Source organism: Ruegeria sp. BHSA123, assembly GCF_059613425.1.
Genome location: NZ_JBXWSL010000049.1, coordinates 1 through 19,094 on the forward strand (window position 1 = coordinate 1; position 19,094 = coordinate 19,094).

Annotated in this window: 18 protein-coding genes; 12 read left to right on the forward strand and 6 right to left on the reverse strand. The window is 57.9% G+C overall.

The features are described from left to right. Positions 1 to 159: 159 nt before the first annotated feature. Genes AC2FNC_RS16560 through AC2FNC_RS16580 form a run of 5 tightly spaced genes read right to left on the reverse strand, consistent with a single transcriptional unit; the run spans position 160 to position 5,285 of the window. Complete coding sequence (locus AC2FNC_RS16560) at positions 160 to 708, reverse strand: cytochrome c oxidase subunit 3 (protein WP_480477355.1); 549 nt, start codon at positions 706 to 708, stop codon at positions 160 to 162. Then, entirely contained in the window at positions 705 to 2,627 is a 1,923-nt protein-coding gene (locus AC2FNC_RS16565; RefSeq protein ID WP_480520500.1) for a nitric oxide reductase activation protein NorD, read from the reverse strand. The genes AC2FNC_RS16560 and AC2FNC_RS16565 overlap by 4 nt, the downstream gene beginning before the upstream one ends. A 9-nt stretch (positions 2,628 to 2,636) precedes the next feature. After that, positions 2,637 to 3,446: a CbbQ/NirQ/NorQ/GpvN family protein gene (locus tag AC2FNC_RS16570; protein WP_480477359.1), complete on the reverse strand. Its 810-nt coding sequence runs from the start codon at positions 3,444 to 3,446 to the stop codon at positions 2,637 to 2,639. Between the two features lie 5 nt (positions 3,447 to 3,451). Continuing rightward, complete coding sequence (locus tag AC2FNC_RS16575) at positions 3,452 to 4,819, reverse strand: cbb3-type cytochrome c oxidase subunit I (protein WP_480477361.1); 1,368 nt, start codon at positions 4,817 to 4,819, stop codon at positions 3,452 to 3,454. Between the two features lie 16 nt (positions 4,820 to 4,835). Continuing rightward, positions 4,836 to 5,285 (reverse strand): c-type cytochrome, encoded by a 450-nt coding sequence (locus AC2FNC_RS16580; RefSeq protein ID WP_209597154.1) that lies wholly within the window; start codon positions 5,283 to 5,285, stop codon positions 4,836 to 4,838. 266 nt (positions 5,286 to 5,551) lie between these two features. Between AC2FNC_RS16580 and AC2FNC_RS16585 the strand changes: the two genes are divergently transcribed. After that, positions 5,552 to 6,658 (forward strand): Hint domain-containing protein, encoded by a 1,107-nt coding sequence (locus AC2FNC_RS16585; protein WP_496715978.1) that lies wholly within the window; start codon positions 5,552 to 5,554, stop codon positions 6,656 to 6,658. Between the two features lie 27 nt (positions 6,659 to 6,685). On the opposite strand, the gene AC2FNC_RS16590 is transcribed toward AC2FNC_RS16585, so the two are convergent. Further along, positions 6,686 to 7,882 carry an NnrS family protein gene (locus AC2FNC_RS16590; protein ID WP_496715972.1) on the reverse strand — a complete coding sequence of 399 codons (1,197 nt, stop codon included), beginning with the start codon at positions 7,880 to 7,882 and terminating at the stop codon, positions 6,686 to 6,688. 243 nt (positions 7,883 to 8,125) lie between these two features. Between AC2FNC_RS16590 and AC2FNC_RS16595 the strand changes: the two genes are divergently transcribed. From AC2FNC_RS16595 to AC2FNC_RS16645, 11 genes are all read left to right on the forward strand, one after another. Next, positions 8,126 to 9,802 (forward strand): cytochrome D1 domain-containing protein, encoded by a 1,677-nt coding sequence (locus AC2FNC_RS16595; protein WP_480477367.1) that lies wholly within the window; start codon positions 8,126 to 8,128, stop codon positions 9,800 to 9,802. A gap of 124 nt (positions 9,803 to 9,926) precedes the next feature. Continuing rightward, a complete protein-coding gene (locus AC2FNC_RS16600) occupies positions 9,927 to 11,714 on the forward strand; it encodes a NapC/NirT family cytochrome c (RefSeq protein ID WP_496715973.1) in 1,788 nt (595 codons plus the stop codon). A gap of 54 nt (positions 11,715 to 11,768) precedes the next feature. Continuing rightward, positions 11,769 to 12,170, forward strand: a complete 402-nt coding sequence (locus AC2FNC_RS16605) for a cupredoxin domain-containing protein (protein ID WP_480520494.1) — start codon at positions 11,769 to 11,771, stop codon at positions 12,168 to 12,170. Between the two features lie 200 nt (positions 12,171 to 12,370). Beyond that, positions 12,371 to 13,132 (forward strand): uroporphyrinogen-III C-methyltransferase, encoded by a 762-nt coding sequence (gene cobA, locus AC2FNC_RS16610; RefSeq protein WP_480555371.1) that lies wholly within the window; start codon positions 12,371 to 12,373, stop codon positions 13,130 to 13,132. A 46-nt stretch (positions 13,133 to 13,178) separates the two neighbouring features. Further along, positions 13,179 to 13,508, forward strand: a complete 330-nt coding sequence (locus tag AC2FNC_RS16615) for a c-type cytochrome (protein WP_480477375.1) — start codon at positions 13,179 to 13,181, stop codon at positions 13,506 to 13,508. After that, positions 13,505 to 14,650: a cytochrome D1 domain-containing protein gene (locus AC2FNC_RS16620; protein WP_480555372.1), complete on the forward strand. Its 1,146-nt coding sequence runs from the start codon at positions 13,505 to 13,507 to the stop codon at positions 14,648 to 14,650. The genes AC2FNC_RS16615 and AC2FNC_RS16620 overlap by 4 nt, the downstream gene beginning before the upstream one ends. Before the next feature lie 3 nt (positions 14,651 to 14,653). Next, the gene (gene ahbB / locus AC2FNC_RS16625) at positions 14,654 to 15,643 is read left to right on the forward strand and encodes a siroheme decarboxylase subunit beta (protein ID WP_480520490.1); all 990 of its coding nucleotides are present in this window, start codon (positions 14,654 to 14,656) and stop codon (positions 15,641 to 15,643) included. After that, positions 15,640 to 16,089 carry an Lrp/AsnC family transcriptional regulator gene (locus tag AC2FNC_RS16630; RefSeq protein WP_480520488.1) on the forward strand — a complete coding sequence of 150 codons (450 nt, stop codon included), beginning with the start codon at positions 15,640 to 15,642 and terminating at the stop codon, positions 16,087 to 16,089. Before ahbB (AC2FNC_RS16625) ends, AC2FNC_RS16630 begins: the two co-directional genes overlap by 4 nt. After that, complete coding sequence (gene ahbB, locus AC2FNC_RS16635; RefSeq protein ID WP_496715974.1) at positions 16,086 to 16,568, forward strand: siroheme decarboxylase subunit beta; 483 nt, start codon at positions 16,086 to 16,088, stop codon at positions 16,566 to 16,568. The genes AC2FNC_RS16630 and ahbB (AC2FNC_RS16635) overlap by 4 nt, the downstream gene beginning before the upstream one ends. A 4-nt stretch (positions 16,569 to 16,572) precedes the next feature. Continuing rightward, complete coding sequence (nirJ, locus tag AC2FNC_RS16640; protein WP_496715975.1) at positions 16,573 to 17,787, forward strand: heme d1 biosynthesis radical SAM protein NirJ; 1,215 nt, start codon at positions 16,573 to 16,575, stop codon at positions 17,785 to 17,787. A gap of 76 nt (positions 17,788 to 17,863) precedes the next feature. After that, on the forward strand, positions 17,864 to 19,094 hold a 1,231-nt coding region (locus tag AC2FNC_RS16645), incomplete at its 3' end, for a cytochrome D1 domain-containing protein (RefSeq protein ID WP_496715976.1).

Below are 19,094 nucleotides of genomic sequence, written 5' to 3' on the forward strand. Positions count from 1 at the left end.
GCAGGATACCACCTGCAATGAGTCCGCCAGGCGTTTTCATCAGGGTCAAAAGCGTTGAGGCTAGACTGAGTGCCAGAAGCACCAGCCATGCGCTGGTGAGCGAGTTCGGACGCCTCCGGCGGGAGTATTTAGCAAAAGATGAAATTGCCGACATCTTGGTTATCCCAGAAGATAAATCACGGGAAACAGCAGGATCCAGACCAGATCGACCATGTGCCAGAACTGTGCGCCCGCTTCGATGTTACGAGGATCATCGCGCCACGCGACCAGCAACAGGATACCCACCCCGGCCAGAACATGCGCCGCGTGAAACCCCGTCAACAGGTAGTAGAACATGAAAAACGGGTGGGTTTCATAGGTAATGCCTTGCCCCGCCTTTCCAGCGTATTCCACGCTTTTGACAACCAGGAATGCAATCCCAAGTACAGCCGCACCTGTCAGGGCCAGCCTGGCCTTGAACCGGAATGCTGCGCGGCGCCAGTTCAGGGCCTGTGCGGCCAGATAACCAGATGTGACCAGTATTGCAGTATTGAAGGCTGCCCCTGTTCGATAAAGATGCGACTGCGCCTCGGCAAAGCCTGCGGGGTCGGTCAGGCGAACGCCCATGAACGCGATCAGCCCGGCACCAAAAACCAGCAGCTCACTGATAATCAGAACCCACATCAGCAATTCGCCCGGAAGCTCGTCGATGAAAGAGGTTTCGCTCATGCTCCGACCAGTTGGCGGTAGATCTGCGGTAGGGCCATGGTCAGGCGGTGTGGGTCAGGGATAACCGCAAACCCACCCTGTCCGAACATGCGCGGGAACCAGCTTTTGCCAGTTTTGTCGATGGTAACGCCAAAAACCGATTGCCCGGCGCGGCGTGCTTCGCGCACGGCCATGCAGGTGTCTTCAATACCGTGGCGCCCTTCGTAATGGTCAAGGTCATTGGGTTTGCCATCGGTGATCACCAGCAACAGGCGGCGTTTGCGGGTCTGGCTTGCCAGATCCTTTGAACAGTGGCGGATCGCGGCCCCAAGTCGTGTGTAATGACCGGGTCGCAGCGATGCGATACGTTGTTCAACTTTGGCACCCATCGGTTCATCAAACCGTTTGCATCGCTGGATATAGACGCGCTGACGTTTCAGCGAACTGAAGGCATGAATGGCGAAATCGTCGCCGCAGGCGTTCAGGCCCCAGGCCAAAGCGGCCAGAGCTTCACGTTCAATGTCGATCACGGCGCGACCGGTTACGGCACTTTCAGTGGAACGGCTGACATCCAGCAGGATCGAGACTGCCAGGTCGCGCGCCTCGGGGCGGGATTGTTGCCAAATGCGGTCGTTGCTTTCGCCACTGGCCATGCGGTCAGTTTCGGCACGCACGGCGGCTTCGATATCCAGCTGGTCACCATCAAGATGGCCGCGTGTCATCACACGACCGGGGCGCAGCGCCTCGAACTGGCGTTTGACCGCGCGGATGCGGCGAGCGGTGGCTGGGTCCTTGCCAAACGCGGCAGCATCGTCGCGGATATCTGCATCCGACAGCAGGACGTTGACGTGATCTGGCAGATACCGGCCCGAGCGCACGTCCCATTCGGGATAGAGGATGCGGCCGGACAGACGCTCGCGGTTCACATCCTCGGGTGCCAGATCAAGGTGCAGCTTCAGCCGCGTTGGGGGGGCTTTTGATATCTGACCCAGGCCAATCTCTTCCTGATCATCGGCCGCTTTCTTGGCGTTGTCGGGATCGTCATCGTCGATGCGGCGGTTGATGTTCAGGAACTCGGCCCAGCTGAGGATGGCTTCGAACTTGTGCAGGATGAAACTGTCGCTGCGCTCGGCTTGATCCGATTTGCGACGGCGGGCGCGGTGGGTTTTCTCGCCGGATTCCTCGGGCGGACCTTCGGTTTCGGGGTTTTCCACCTCGTTATGTTCGGAAAAGCCAACCGCGCGCAGTTCGGGCCATAGGGGAACCGGGCGCATAGGCTGATAGCCGCGGGGGGCGATCAGGTCCTCGTCCAGTGTCAGAAGCTGCTCGGCTTTCGCCGACAGCGGTTGAGGGTCACCCAGCCTATGTTGGATAAGTTCTTCGACTGCCGCCTCAACCGGTGGCAAGTTGGGGATATCGCGCTGATGCAGCACGCCCTTGCAAAGCTCGGTATATAGCGGGCGCAGGCCGGGGGCGTCGTCCAGGGTCGCATCAACCATGCTCTGCGCGGCGATCAGCGCGCGCAAGTCGGCGCGCAGCGGATCGTCTTCATCAATTCGCGTTCCGGCATGGGCAGCCGCAGCGGCCAGCCAGACATACAGCGCGCCGTTTGCTTCGCGGGCTGGAAAAACCGCCAGCCGGTCCGGTAGGCGCAGAACTTCACCGTCGAACGAGGCGCGTGGCATCAGTTCTGCCTCTGTCGCCAGACGACGACGCCAACCCAGACGGTGGTGTGAAACCTCGGGCGAGACCGGGCGCAATTCTACGCCCGGACCACCGCCCAGCCCTCGAAAGAGGACGGCCAGCCGCCCCGCGACCTCAGAGAGGTCGACCGCGGCTCCATCGTGCACCAGGGGTGCATCGAGGCGGCTGGCAAGGGTGTGCCACAGTTTCCCGATCGTTTCTTCGGGTTCCCATGGCTCAAAATCGATCTTGACCATCGGCCGGCCTCACCCAAAGACAGCCGTAACAAGATCGAGGAGCCCGCGTTTGATATCCTCGTCATCTGTCAGAGGTTCGATCATGGCGGCAAGGATGGCACGGTCGGTGGACATGCCTTGTGCGATCAGTGTCGCGGCATAAACAACCAGTCGGGTGGAAACACCTTCCTCAAGATCCTGACCCTTGAGCCCGCGCAACTTACCCGCCAGCCGCACCAGCGGCTTGCAACGTTCCAGCGGCAGACCGCTTTCCTGTGCAACCACTTCGGCTTCCATCTGCGCGGACGGGAAATCGAACTCCAAAGAGATGAAGCGTTGCCGAGTCGAAGGTTTCAGGGTTTTCAGGATATTCTGGTAACCGGGGTTGTACGACGCCACCAGCATGAAGCCAGGTGCGGCCTCAAGCTCTTCGCCGGTGCGGTCGATTGGCAGGATGCGCCGGTCATCGGTCAGCGGGTGCAGAACGACAGTGACGTCTTTACGGGCCTCGACCACCTCGTCAAGGTAGCAAATCGCCCCTTCGCGCACTGCGCGGGTGAGCGGGCCATCGACCCAGACGGTTTCCCCGCCTTTCAGCAGATAACGGCCAATCAGGTCGGCAGCCGCCAGATCATCATGGCAGGCGACGGTATAAAGCGGGCGGCCAAGTTTTGCGGCCATGTGGGCCACAAAGCGGGTCTTTCCGCAGCCCGTCGGACCTTTCAGCAGAACTGGCAAGTCGTTGTTATAAGCCGCGGTGAACACATCGCATTCATCGCCTTGGGGCAGGTAGAAGGGGGCGTTTGCCGCCCCCTCTTTCAGTTTTATGGAGCCATCCATATCCATTACTCCGCGGGGGTTTCAGCGGCGCCGGGTTCAATAACTTCTTTCCGGGGAACCCAGATCGAATAGATGAACAGCAGCGCACCAAGGACCACGACGATACCGGAACCCAGACGCATCCAGTAGAAGATTGCGATCTGGTCTTGTACGTCCATGAAGTAATCTCCGACCACACGTTGCATGTGCGTCTGCACGGTTCCGCCGAAGGTCAGCACGAAGGTCATAAAGACCATACCGCTGGTCATCAGCCAGAACGATCCCATGTTCAGCACCTGATTGTAAGGATCACGGTTCTTGAGGATCGGCATCGCATAGCTGAAGATCGCCAGGTTGAGGCAGACATAGGCACCGTAGAAGGCCAGGTGACCGTGGGCCGCAGTGATCTGTGTGCCGTGGGTATAATAGTTCACCCCGTGCAGCGTATGCAGGAAGCCCCAGACGCCGGCACCAAAGAAGGCAAGCGTTGCACATCCCAGAGACCATAGCAGAGCGGCCTTGTTGGGATGGTCACGACGGCCCTTCCAGACCATGACGAAGGCAAAGGCCATCATTGCGAAGAACGGGATCACCTCGAGGCTTGAGAAGATCGACCCAATCCACTGCCAGTAACCGGGGGTACCGATCCAATAGTAGTGGTGACCTGTTCCAAGAATGCCCGAGAACAGCGCGGCGGCGACAATGACATAGAGCCATTTTTCAACCACCTCACGGTCCACACCAGTCAGCTTCAGCATCAGGTAGGCCAGAATTGAGGCCATGATCAGTTCCCACACACCTTCGACCCACAGGTGGACAACATACCACCAGTATTGCTTGTCCAGGGACAGGTTGCCCGGGTTGTAGAAGGCAAACAGGAACAGCAGCGCCAGACCCCACAGGCCCAACAACAGGATATTGGTGATTGCAGTCTTCTTGCCCTTCAGAACGGTCATCGACACGTTGTAAAGGAACATCAGCGCGGCGACGACGATACCGGCCTTGACCCATTTGGGTTGCTCAAGGAACTCGCGCCCTTCTTTGCCCAGCAGCCAGTTGCCTTCGAACAGGTTGAAGACATAGGTCAGAACCACGCCCAACGTACCGACCACAAGGATGATCAGCTGCAGATAAGCCAACTTGGGCGAATGGATTTCACGCTCGGCTTCTTCCGGAATAAGGAAGTAGGCTGCACCGAAGAAGCCCAGTATCAACCAGACGATCAGCGCGTTGGTGTGCAGCATCCGCACGATGTTGAACGGCAGAAGCTCGCTCAGGAAGTTCGGGAATACATAGATGAAGCCGGCCAGCAGGCCGCCGATCACCTGTATCGCGAACAGTGCCATGGCTACCGCAAAGTAGGCATAGGCGATTTTTTGGGATTCGTATTTCATTGCTCCATTCCCCTTCTCAGCCAGCCTCGTTGGGCGGCCAGTCCTGAGCGTCGATATTGTCCGTCCAGATCAGGAAGTTGGTCAGATCCCGGATCTCTTCGTCGCTGAGGTTGAATTGCGGCATCTGCCGACGACCGGGAATGCCGGTGGGTTGTGCCTCCATCCAGCCCTTGAGGGATTCAAAGGCCGATTCCGGGTCGTCCAACACGCCCCAACGTGTCATCACATTGCCGACCTCAGGGGCAAAGTACGCCCCTTCACCAAGGATCGTGTGACAGTTGATACAGGCGTGTTTTTCCCAAACATGTTTACCCCGAACCACACTTTCGTCGAGCTTCGCGGCATTTTCAGAATTGACGATATACAGGTGTGAATGGGCTGATAGAGCCAGAAAGATGAGGATGAAGAACAGTGACCCGCCATAGAAAATATTGCGAGCCATGCTCTTTGTCATGACTTCTCGCATCGCGCTCTCCTTTGCGCAGATTAGCTAGTACAGGCAACATGACGTGCGGGTCACAGGGCTGCCTTAACGAAAGTCAAGACTTCTAAAGTATCCTCAGGAACGAGATCAGACATCCGCAAACAGCTAAAATAACGAAATGACCTTGGGGTTGCCTTTAAATCTGAGGCAATTGTGAACACTTTCGCGTCGACTTTTTGACATGAAGAACCTATTCAACCACCTGAGAAAATGGTGAAAAATTCCGTTTCAAAGATTGATGGGTGAAAATGGCGAACTATTCCTATATCGGTTATACCCCTGCTGTAATCACGGTGAATACGATTGGGCCGGACACGGTTACGTTGGATGTCAATTTTGATCCCGACACGGATCGTCGTTTGTTTAGTGTGACTGACGCAGCCGGTGGTTTTATTCAAAACGGAGGTGGAGCACCTGTTGTCGATACAGGGGATGTTTTCAACGGTGACCGCTTTGACGACGAAGACGGCGATGACCTGACGCAGACCGGTACTATCACCACCCTCGATGGTTCGACCACCTTTTTAAGCGGCCCAATATACTTAGAAGAATCGTACGTGCTGTCCAAACCAGGCGGAGGCACAATTACTGTATATCGCGTCGAAGTTGACGGCATATTGGGCGGCTATATTACCTCTGAACCTCTTGTGCCCGGCACGACCTACTCGATGAACATCGTGAATGTCACGCCGACCAATGCGCCCGACACAACTGACCCTGCTGCCATCATTGACGTGCCGTGCTTTGCTGCCGGAACACTTATCATGACGCCAGAAGGTCCGATGCCCATCGAGGATCTGAAGGTGGGTGACATGGTCGTCACTGCGGACAATGGACCGCAACACATACGTTGGATCGGAACGCGAAACCTATCGCATGAAGAGCTGGTGAAAAAACCCAAGCTGCTTCCAATCCTCATCAAGGCCGGGGCCTTGGGGTGTGACTTGCCAAAACGCGACCTGCTTGTTTCGCCACAGCACCGCATGCTGGTTCGATCCCGAATCGCCGTCAGAATGTTTGACGCAGAGGAAATCCTGGTCCCCGCTCGTATTCTTGCCGCCAGCCCTGGTATCAGCGTTGCAGATGACACCGTGTCAGTCACATATTTCCATCTTTTGTTCGACCGCCATGAAATCATCTACGCAGAAGGTGCCCAGTCAGAAAGCCTTTTTGTCGGCGCACAGGCTCTGTCCAGCGTTCCCCCAGAAGCAAGGGCGGAAATCTTCGACCTGTTTCCGGAACTTGAGACCCCAAGGTACGTTCCTCAAGCTGTGCGGCACATACCTGAAAACGGAAGACGCGCGCGTGCGCTCGTGTCCCGCCATGTAAAGAACGAACGCCCCTTGATATTCTGAATAGCAATACGCGGTTAAGGTTCCGTGTCAGCCGTGCTTCGCTGCGCGCGGCCCTGTCAGCGCAGGCCACATGGCAAACAGGTACAACCCGATTGCGGCAATCCATAACCCGTCAGCCGTCAGCATGGCCGTCATATATCCACCTGCCAGCCCGGACCCCAACCAGCGGACCAAAGCCGCCGCCGCCATCAGCCCATATCCGACCGCCATTGGCGACGGTGCAACAAGGGGCCGGCCGCTGTGGCCAAGGGCGGCGCGGCTCATGACGGCAAGGGTCATGCCACCAACGCACCCGATCCCCAAAATGTGAAGCGCGCCGATCTCATTACCATATCCGACGACGGCAGACCCCCACAGCAACAACCCAAGGGCCAGCATCATCAGGCCCAGGTGCAAAGCAATCAGGATCGGCTGCCGCAGCGCCCAACCCGCTCTCCACCGTGCCATGCGCATCAGTTGGGCGCCGCCCAACAGCAACGCGCAGATACCCGCCAAGGAAACACTACCCAAGGTCAGCACCAACAACGGCAGCATAAGGGCAAGCGCCATCACGGCCTTTTCCAGCACCGCGTTTGAAACCGGCCACAGGGCTTCGGGCACACCGTCGCGTTTCATTGCATTGCGCGTAAAGGCTGGAGTGATACGCCCCCCCAGTATCGCTATCATTGAACACAAGGTCAGCAGCCCTGCGCGCACCCCGGTATTCAACGTGTCTGTGGTGAGTCCAATCCATTCCAGATGAACCATCAGGTTGGCCACCCATACCAAACTCAGAAGATAAATAAATATCATGTTCTGTGGCTTGGGCCTGCGTACCAGCTGGCTGGCAATTTTCAGGACAAGAATTGGAACAAAGCTCAGGTCGATAATTGCGACGGTAGTCGGAGAGAGCGACCCTGATAACCACACAGCCAGCCGCCCCGCCATCCAGATCAGCGCTACGACCGTGACAAAACGCGCCCGCACTTCGGGCGTCCCGGTCCAGTTCGGAACTGCCGTCAGAAAGAACCCACCCAGCGCTGCTGTTGCATAGCCAAAAATCATCTCATGGGCATGCCACATAACCGGGGGCATTCCATAACTTTGCTCGTCATAAGGTAAAAGCCCATCCAGTGAGGCCAGCCAAATACCCCAGGCGACACCAGCAAATACGCCATAAAGACCGGCGGAAAGGAAAAATACCCGAAATCCTTCGCTGAAAATGCGCGATATTGCAGATGACATGCCTGCTCTCCATGGCCCATCTCGTCCTTCAACAAGCAGTACTGTCCGACGGGATTGGGGCACTTAACCGAAATCAAGACGTCAAAAACATGTGCGAAAAAAACAGGTTTTATTGCTGAAATCTGCACCTGGTTTTTGTCCAAAGAACGAAGTTAGCGCCGCGCCCGTTGACTTTGGTCAAGGATGACAATCCCGTGATGGATCAGTCTCCGCATTGCCTCACCACGCAAATGGAGAGTGATCATGTCACTTGGAATCAGCTACAACAAGACCGGCCGCGCTTTTGGGGTCGGATTGGCAATGTTGTTGGGCAGCGTCGCTGCTCCAGCTTTTGCCGACGAGCCAACACTTAGCGACGAAGCCTTTGAAGCTTCGAAACAACTGTACTTTGAACAATGTGCAGGCTGCCACGGGGTTTTGCGCAAAGGCGCTACCGGTAAAAACCTGGAACCGCATTGGAAGAAGACCGCAGCCGACGGCACCGTAACCGAAGGCGGCACCCTGAAACTGGGTCAGGAACGCCTTGAGAAAATCATCGCCTGGGGAACTGAAGGCGGGATGAACAACTTCTCGGACATCATGTCTGAGCAGGAAATCAAGGATATGGCGACATACATCATGATGGAGGCCCCAAAGCCGCCTGAAATGTCGCTGGAACAGATGAAGGCAACCCGCAAGGTCTACGTCGAAGAAGCGGACTATCCGACCGAACCGCTGCACGGCCGCAACTGGGAAAACTTCTTTGTCGTCATCGAACGTGACGTCGGCAAGGTTGCAGTCATTGACGGCGACACGAAAGAAGTGCTGACGCATATTCCGACCGGCTATGCCGTGCACGTCCTGAAGGCTTCGGAGCATCACAACATCACCGAACCCGAAACGCCGGGCCGTTTCTGGTATACAATGGGCCGTGACGGCAAGATGACCAAGATCGACCTCTGGCAGACGCCGGACAAGATGCTGGTTTCGGAAGTCAAGATCGCCTATGACGCGCGCGATGTCGCCGTGTCCGGTGACGGCAAATACGTCATCGGCGGTGGGTACTGGCCGCCTCACTTTGCAATCGTTGACGCGCAGACCATGGAGCCGGTCAAAGTCGTATCGACCCGTGGCACCAACGTAGATGGCGAGTATGTGGAAGAAGCCCGTGTGGCCGCTATCTACACCACGCCGAACGAACCCACCTGGATCGTTGCCGTGAAAGAGCTGGGGCAGCTCTGGCAGGTTGACTACACCGACCTCGACAACTTGCGGATCGACAAGATCAACTCGGCCAAATTCCTGCATGACGGGTTCTTCGACCCGACAGGCCGGTACTTCCAAATCGCGGCTAACGCATCGAACAAGATGGTCGTTGTCGATACTGAAACGCACAAGCTTGAGGCGATGATCGACACCGCTGCCCTGCCGCACCCCGGCCCGGGCGCGAACTGGATTGACCCAAACTGCGGACCTGTGGCGGGCACAACCCACCTGGGTGTCGGTACCGTGACAGTCTGGGGCAACGACCCAGAAGGTCATCCGGATCAGGCCTGGAAAACCTGTTACGAGGTGGAAACCGACGGCCCCGGCCTGTTTGTCCGCACCCACCCGAACTCGGATTACATCTGGGCTGATCAGACCAAACACCCCGAGCCGGAAATTCAGCAATCGGTTCAGGTCATCTCGAAAGAGACCGGCGAGATCGTGAAAACCATCCAGATCACCGAAGACGAAGGCAGTGCCGCTGTTCACTTCGAATTCAACGCCGATGGTACCGAGGTCTGGGTTTCCAAGTGGAACCTGTCGGACTCGAAGGAACCCAACGGTCAGATTGTGATCTTCGACGCCAAGACATTGGAAGAGATCGGTCGGATTGACGGACTTTACGCCCCGACCGGCAAATTCAATGTCTACAACCGGTCGAACCACGTCACCTGACGGGTTCGCAACCTAAACCGGAAAGGGCGGGCCCCTCGCCCGCCCTTTCCTCGTTTGACAGATCCGCCAAACTCACCGGCCTGCCACCTAAGGCCAGAAAAGACAGCCAAAACGGAGCCCGGATATGACTTCCGAACCGGATAAGAAAAAACCGATCTGGCGCCGGTATTTCCTGTGGGGAATGCCCGTGGCCGGTATTGCTGCGGCTTTCGCCGCCGGCATCATCTTCTGGGGTGGGTTCAACACCGCCATGGAAGCCACGAATACCAAGGAATTCTGTGTCTCGTGCCACGAGATGCGAGATTTTGTTTATGCGGAATACCAGGGCACGATCCACGACGTGAACCGGTCGGGCGTTGGTGCGGTCTGCTCGGACTGTCACGTACCCAAGGACTGGACCCACAAAATCATCCGCAAAATAAAAGCCTCGAAAGAGCTTTATGGAAAGATGGTCGGCACCATCAACACCCGCGAGAAATTTGAAGCCAAGCGCATTCATCTTGCCATGAATGAGTGGGAGAGGATGAAATCGACGGACTCGCGTGAATGTCGAAACTGCCATGACTTTGAATCGATGATGCCCGAATTCCAGCGTCCCCGTGCGCGTCAGCAGCACCTGAACGCAATGGAAACCGGTCAGACCTGTATCGACTGCCACAAGGGCATTGCCCACTCGAACATCCGAGACCGCGCAACCGACGAGTATCTGGAGGAGCTTGAGGCGCCAAATCCGGCCTTCATCCGACAAATACCGCCAGAATACCTTGCCAGTCTTGAGCGGATCGAAGCCAAGGAAGCTGCCGAGGCCGAGGCTGAGAAAGCTGCAAAGAAAGCCCAGCAGGAGGCCGTTCAGGCCCAGATTGCGGCAGCAGTTGACGCGGCTGTCGCGGAAGAGCGGGCAACGGCTGCAACCGATGGTTCGACAACACCTGCCGGCAGTGAAAGCGGCGATGTCGGTGGCAACATCGAATGGAATGCGGTGGCCAGTGCGGAACTGAAACTGTTCTATCCAGGCCAGGCGTCCTTTGAATGGGTGCAGAACGGAAAAACCCATGGCGGGGCCCGTCCGCTGACCAAAGGTGGCGATCAATGTTCGACCTGTCATGCCAAGGAACTGGATGCGATTGGTAACAAGATCGTTGCTGGTGGCGAGCTGGAACCCACTCCGATCCCCGGCAAACGCGGTGTGATCGACGCAACCGTTCAGGCGGCACATGATGACGAAAACCTGTACATCCGTCTGCAATGGCCGGATTCAGGGCACAACCCTGCTCCGTTTGTTGATGGCGGCAAAATGGACCCCGAAAACCAAATCAAGGTCGCAATGATGATCACCGGAACCGGCATCGAGCTGGGCGATCAGGTCGGGTGCTGGGCGTCGTGCCACGCCGACAACACCTATATGCCCTTTGCGCCTGAGGCGGATGCAATTGCCGCAAACGGGGATGTTTCCGGTCGCCTGACCGCTCAGGACACCGTGACCAAGTACCTCAGCGAAAGCCGCACCGAGATCGAAATCAAAGGCAGGGGCGGCAAGGCTTTGGGCGGTTGGGACAAGTTGCAGGCCGCAGAACAGATCGAAGAGTATCTGGCTGATGGCACCTATCTTGACCTGATGCGTGTCTACGCGGACGGCAGCGCTACAAATGGCTATCTGCTGGAACAGCGTGTGGTCAATGATGGTGAGATCGCGGCCTCGGCAAACCTGTCAGGTGGCGTGTGGACTGTTGTCTTCACACGTCCGCTGAACTCGGGCGCGCCGGGCGACATTCCACTGGAGGCAGGCCGGACCTATACCGTCGGTTTTGCCATTCATGACGATTTCGCCAACGCAAGGTTCCATCACGTGACGCTGAACACCAGCCTTGCGCTGGATGATGACAGCGCGCTTATCAACGTGGTCAAGCAATAACAGTTTGGGGCCGGTTCACCCGGCCCCAAACACCTTGGAAAGGAGACATGGACCATGAAACCCCACCGCCTTCTTCCCGCGCTGCTGCTTCTTGCCGCGCCAGCCTGGTCAGATGAAACCGCCGAAATCTGTGCTGAAGCCGAAGAGCGTTATGTCGAGCTGTTCGGACACCCCTCGGCCTCGGTCGAGGACGCCAAGGTGGTTTTGATGTACAACTACAATTTCTGCCCGTTCGAACTGACCGTAAAGGCAGGTACAACTGTCCGATGGGTGAACGTCGACAAGCGCACCAGCCACAGTGTGTTGCTCAAAGATGGCAGCGAACCCGAAAGCGACCGGCTGTTCCCGGAAGAAACGGTTGAAATAACCTTCCTGACACCGGGCCCTCAGGATTATCTCTGCGGGCCCCATTGGGAGACACAGAACATGATCGGGATGATCACTGTCGAGCCCTGATCTGAGCTATTCCTACAGGCTGAAAACGGAGCGCGGGCGCAAATCCCGCGCTCCTTAACTTATGTCAAGGAGGTTGGTTTTCGATTGCGCCAATCTGCCCTCATGACACGCCCGGCCTACCCAGCAACGTCCCGCAAAAGCATTGGACTCGCGCAGGAAACCCCGGGTTTCGAAGACATTCAGACCCAGCGAGTTTGAACATGAGCGGTAAGGTTTTTCTGATAGGTGCAGGCCCCGGCGACCCTGAACTAATGACGCTGCGTGCCCTGCGAATGCTGCAGGAAGCAGATGTGGTGGTCTATGACAGACTGGTGTCTGCCGACATCCTGAATCTGCACGCCGAAGGCGCGCGGCTGATCCCTGTTGGGAAAGCGCCCAAATGCCACACCGTCCCACAGGACCGGATCAACGAAATCCTTCTGGAAGAGGCCAGCGCAGGTCACACGGTCGCCCGTCTGAAAGGTGGCGATCCGATGATCTTTGGCCGCGGCTCGGAAGAAGCCGCTTATCTGATGGCCCATGGCGTGGCGGTCGAATACGCACCGGGGATAACGGCGGCGCAGGGCGCGTCCTGCTCGACCGGCGTGCCGCTGACCCATCGCGGTCTGGCCACCTCGGTTCAATATGTCACCGGACACCGGCAGGCAGACAAAGTGCTGGATCTGGACTGGAAACGCCTGGCCGACCCAGACACGACGCTGGTGGTCTATATGGGAGTGGCCAACATCGGCCAGATCGCCATGGGACTGATGACCGAAAACCTGCCGGGATCGACGCCGGTTCTGGCCATCGGAAATGCAACGACACCTGATGAAAGCCGCCTGGTTTCACGGCTGGACCAATTGGCCAACGACGTGCGCACCTCCGGGCTGAAGGCGCCAACGCTTTTCATCATCGGCAAGGTTGTTTCACTTTATGCCGAACAGCCCGTGGCGGACATTCTGGAACGGGCCCATGGCTAAGCTGGGGTGCAGAAAACATGTGCCGTGCCCCGCGCCGAACAGAAATGTGCCTGGCCGCACGGGGTGGGTCGCCCGAACCTTTCTGACAACTGCGGTTCTGGCTGCAACGTCCGCCTTTGCTGCCGATGTTATTGATCCCAACGCACTGAAAAGACTTGTGCATCAGGATTGCGGTTCGTGCCATGGGCTGTCGCTGAAAGGCGGCCTGGGGCCCGATCTGCGCTCGAAAACACTGGAGCATTATGACGCCGAGGTTTTGACCGGCGTCATCCTTGACGGCATCCCCGATACGGCGATGCCCCCGTGGCGGCCTCTGATCAGCGAAGAAGAGGCCGAATGGATTGCCCGATACCTGCTGGAACAGGAGGCACGATGAAATACCTTATCCTCAGCCTTGCGGCGACATTGATGATGACCGCGGCCCAGGCCGAGCCGATGGCGACAGGAGACCTTGGGCTGGTGATCGAACGTGCCAGCGGATCGGTCCTGTTGGTGGACCAGTCCGACCGTGCCGCTCTGGCCCGGATAGAAGGATTGGGCGACTTGTCCCACGCCTCGTTGGTCTATTCACCGGATGAACGTTTTGCTTATGTCTTTGGCCGCGACGGTGGCCTGACCAAGGTTGACATTGTCACCCGCCAGATCGTGAACCGCGTTGTGCAGTCCGGAAACGCCATTGGCGGCGCGATCTCGGACGATGGTACGCTTGTGGCGGTATCGAATTACGAACCCGGCGGTGTGCGCGTGTTTGATGCGCAAACGCTGGAGATGGTGGCTGACATTCCCACTGGCAGCAAAACGATTGGTCTGGTCGACGCGCCGGGCCGCCGCTTCGTTTTCACCATGTGGGACACGGGCGAAACATGGATCGCGGATTTTGCACAGGGGGCGCCTGAGATCACCAGGATCACCGATATCGGCAAGAACCCCTATGACGCGCTGATCACTGCCAATGGCCGCACCTATATCGCCGGCCTGTTTGGCGAGGATGGCCTGACCGCGCTTGACCTGTGGTCCGACAACCCGGAACCGATCCGCGTTCTGCCCGGCTATGGCCGTGGTCAGGAGGAAATGCCGGTCTACAAGATGCCCCATCTGGAAGGTTGGGCGCTGACAGGGTCCGAATTCGTCTTGCCCGCCGTTGGCCACCATGAGGTTTTGTGGGTAGACGCCGCCACTCTGACCGAGACCGGACGCACACAAACCCACGGACAGCCGGTCTTTGCCATGGCCCGCCCGGACGGGCGACAGGTGTGGGTTAACTTTGCCCACCCGCTGAACGATACCATTCAGGTCATCGATACTGTCAGCAAACAGATAATTCACGAGTTCAAGCCCGGCCCGGCCGTTTTGCACATGGAGTTCACACCACGCGGGCACGAAGTCTGGATCAGTGTGCGCGATGCGAACAAGGTCATGGTTTATGACACGCGTAGTTTCGAAAAACTGCGTGAGATCGAGGCCGAAAGCCCGTCCGGCATCTTCTTTACCGCGCGTGCGCACAAAACGGGTCTGTAAGTCATGCAACACATTACAGACCCGATCGACCGTCGCTTACTGGATGAATTTCAGCGCGATTTCCCGGTAATCGAACGCCCGTTTCAGGTTCTTGGAAACGCAGTTGGGCTTGACGAAAGCGAAGTCATCCACCGCCTGACCAGAATGCGCACCACGGGCCGCATCACGCGGGTTGGCGCAACCATTACACCCGGCGTGGTGACGGCCAGTACGCTGGCGGCAGTCTCCGTCCCGGAGGAGCGGCTGGAGGAGGTCGCCGCCCTGATCGACGCCGAACCGGGTGTAAACCACAATTATCAGCGCGAGGACGCCTGGAACCTCTGGTTCGTCGCAACCGGCCCTGATCGGGCACATGTGGATGATACCCTCACACGGATCAGCCGGGTCACCGGGCTGCGTGTTCTGGATTTGCGGCTGGTGCGCCCTTTCAACGTTGATCTCGGGTTCCGCATGATCGGCGGGGTCAAAACCGTGCCCACAGCACGTCAGGTGGATGCGTCTGCGATGCGCGAGGGTGATCGGTGTCTGCTGCAGACGCTGAGCTCGGGTTTGTCTCTGGTCGCCGAACCTTATGCAGATTTGGCACATTCACTGAACCGGGACGTTGATGATGTGATGGCGCGAGTCATCGCGTTGCATACTGCCGGTATCATTTCGCGGCTGGGCGTCATCGTACGTCACCGGGCTCTTGGCTGGTCCGCCAATGCGATGGTTGTCTGGGACTTGCCAGCAGAGCAGATCGACACAGCCGGCCCCGCTTTGGCAGCTTTCCCCGGTGTGACATTGTGTTACGAGCGCAACCCGGTGCCCGGTGTGTGGCCATATCGCCTGTATTCCATGATCCACGCGCGGTCCCGCAGCGAAGCATTGGACGTACTGGCCCGTGCGACGGCCTTGCCCGAACTGACGGGTGCACGGAACAAGGTTCTGTTCTCAACCCGCTGCTTCAAGCAGACCGGTGCGCTGATTCAAACCAAGGAGGTCGCCGCATGACGCTGGACCAAACCGACCGTGCGATTCTGAACCGTATGCAGGACGATCTGCCACTGGTTTCACATCCTTACGCAACAGTCGCCAAAGAACTTGGCCTGACCGAGGCCGAATTACTGGCACGCCTGACACGCATGAAAGAGTCCCGTGTCATCACACGTTTTGGGCCGTTTTTCGATGCCGCAGCAATGGGCGGTGCCTTTTGCCTCTGTGCGATGGCCGTTCCGGCTGGGGAATTCGAAGCGGTCCTGACCAAAGTCAATGCACATCCCGAGGTCGCCCATAATTATGAACGTACGCACCGGCTGAACATGTGGTTCGTTTTGGCCACGGAAACGCCCGAAGGGATCGAGGCCGCAGCCGATGCAATCGAACGGGAAACGGGGATCGAGGTTCTTTGTTTCCCCAAACTTCAGGAATTCTACATCGGCTTTCGGGTGGCGGCATGATCGACGCAACAGACAGACAGATTATCCAAGCACTGCAGGGCGGATTGCCGCTGGTTACCGCCCCATATGCTCAGGTTGCTGATGATCTGGGGATGCAGGAAGCCGACCTGCTTGAGAGGCTGTCAGCCCTCAAAGCACGCGGCGTAATCCGCCGCATCGCAGCCGCCCCTAACCACTACAAGCTGGGAATGACCTCGAACGGCATGACTGTCTGGGATGTCGAAGATGACCGCATCGCCGAATTGGGCGCTCAGATCGGTGCTCTACCCTTTGTCACCCATTGCTATGAACGCCCGCGCGCCTTGCCCGACTGGCCCTATAACCTGTTTGCCATGGTTCACGGTTCGGATCGGGATAAAGTCGAGGAAAAACGCGCCCAGATCACTGCGATCTTGGGTGACGCCTGCCGGGCCAAGGATATCCTCTATTCCACGCGCATCCTGAAAAAGACCGGTTTGCGCCTGAAAAAGAAAGGCTGAGACGATGTTTCGCCTGACCGAATACATGCACCAGCTGGTCAAACCGACCCCGGTGCGAAAACGCCGCCCCGGCCCTGTGAAGCCGGTGGTGATCTGGAACCTGACGCGGCGCTGCAATCTGAAGTGCCGTCATTGCTATACCGTCTCGGCGGATGTTGCGTTCCCGGGCGAGCTCAGCCACGAGCAAGCCATGGTAACCCTTGAGGATCTGGGCCAGTTTCGCGTCCCGGCCCTGATCCTCTCGGGTGGGGAACCACTGGACAGGTTCGATTTCTTCGACATTGCCAAACGTGCCCGAAACCTTGTGCCGATGCTGGCGCTGTCGACCAACGGGACACGAATTCATGATGAGACCGCCGACATGATTGCCGATGTCGGATTCAACTATGTTGGCATCTCGTTGGATGGGATCGGGGCCACGAATGACTGGTTCCGCGGTGTTGAAGGGGCTTTTGCAGACGCCCTGCGCGGTGTGCGTGAATGCAAGAGGCGCGGCATCAAGGTTGGCTTGCGGTTTTGCCTGACCGAAGGCACGCAGCATCACCTGCCGGACCTGCTTCAGCTATGCGACGACGAGGGCGTCGACAAGTTCTACCTTTCGCATCTGGTTTATGCCGGGCGCGGTGACAAGAACCGCGGCGAGGATGCCGAACATCAGCGCACCCGCAAGGGAATGGATCTGCTGTTGGAGCGCGCGTGGGAGGCTGCCTCGGGCGGTCGCCCGCTGGACATCGTGACCGGCAACAATGACGCAGATGCGGGGTATTTCCTGAACTGGATTCGTACGCATTTCGACGCTGACAAGGCCGCGCATGTCCGCGAGCATCTGGCCGCTTGGGGAGGAAATTCCAGCGGTTTGGGCGTGGCCAATATCGATAATCTGGGCCGGGTCCATCCTGACACGTACTGGTCCGATTACACAGTAGGCAACGTTAAGACGACATCGTTTTCCGAGCTTTGGACCAGCGACGATCCGATGCTGGCTATGCTGCGCACGCGTCCGCGCCCCCTTAAAGGGCGCTGTGGGGCTTGCGAGCTAAAGGATGTCTGCGGTGGCAACACCCGCATCCGAGCCCTGCAACTGACCGGTGATCCCTGGGCCGAAGATCCGGCCTGTTACCTGACAAACGAAGAAATCGGTGTTGACGACGCAGGCGAGCGTCTGCAGGTTACGCCGTTCCGGGGGAAAAGCCATGATCCGGCGCATCAATTCTTTTAGTTCCGTCTGCTCTGAGCCTTCGACATGGGCGCCAGAGACACCTAAGGGGGCCTCCGGCGGGAGTATTTTTGAAAAGATGAAGCTCGTGTTGATGTGTTCTGTGCTGGGCGCTAGTGGTGCCTGGGCGGATGCACCAACGGATTATGCTGAACATTGTGCGTCCTGCCACGGTGAAAACCGCTTGGGCGGCGTCGGCCCGGCCTTGATCCCCGAGACGCTCCAGCGCATGCGCGGGCCCCGCATCGCAGCGGTAATAGCCGAAGGGCGCGCGGCGACGCAAATGCCTGCTTTCTCGCACGAACTTGACGCTTTGCAGATTGAAGAGCTGGCCGGCTGGCTAAAATCACCGCTGGAAACCGACCCCGAATGGGGCGAGGCCCATATCATGAACAGCCGCACGCTGGATGACGGTTACATCCCCGTTGAGGCGCCAGTGTGGTCAAGTGACCCGATGAACATCACCCTGGTGGTCGAAACCGGGGATCATCATGTCAGTGTGCTGGACGGTGACACGTTTGAGGTTCTGGACCGGTTCGAGACACCCTTCGCGGTTCACGGCGGGCCGAAGTTCAGCCCGGACGGGCGTTACGTATTCATCATGTCCCGGGATGGCTGGGTTCAGAAATACGACATCTGGGCCCTGCAACAGGTGGGGCGCGTACGGGCAGGGCTTAACAGCCGTAACATCGCAATGTCCGGCGACGGCAAGTGGCTGGCCGTTGCGAATTATTTGCCCAACAGTCTGACCTTGCTGTCGACCGAAGACCTGTCGGTGGCAAAAGTCATTGCGATCAAAGGAAAAGCGGGAAAATCCAGCCGCGTATCCGCGGTGTATCAGGCCCCCCCGCGTGAGAGCTTTGTTCTGGCGCTCAAGGATGTTCCCGAGATCTGGGAGGTCTTCTACGGAGCCAACCCGCCGCAATCCGGGCTGGGTCACGACTTTCGCATCGAAGGGCAGTTCAAGAACCCCGATCCTTTCCCGGTGCGCAAGATCACAACGCCCGACTATCTGGACGATTTCTTTTTCGATCAGAGCTATGAATACGTCATGGGTGCCGCGCGCGATGGCAAGGGCGGACAGGTGATCGACCTTGTTATTGGGCACAAGGTGGCCGATCTGGACTTGCCGGGGATGCCGCATCTAGGCTCGGGGATTACGTGGAAGCATGGCGATACGACCGTTATGGCCACGCCGCATCTGACTGACGGCACGGTGTCGGTGATCGACATGGGGACTTGGGAAACCGTCAAGCGGATCAAGACCGAAGGGCCGGGATTCTTCATGCGGAGCCACGAGAATTCGCCTT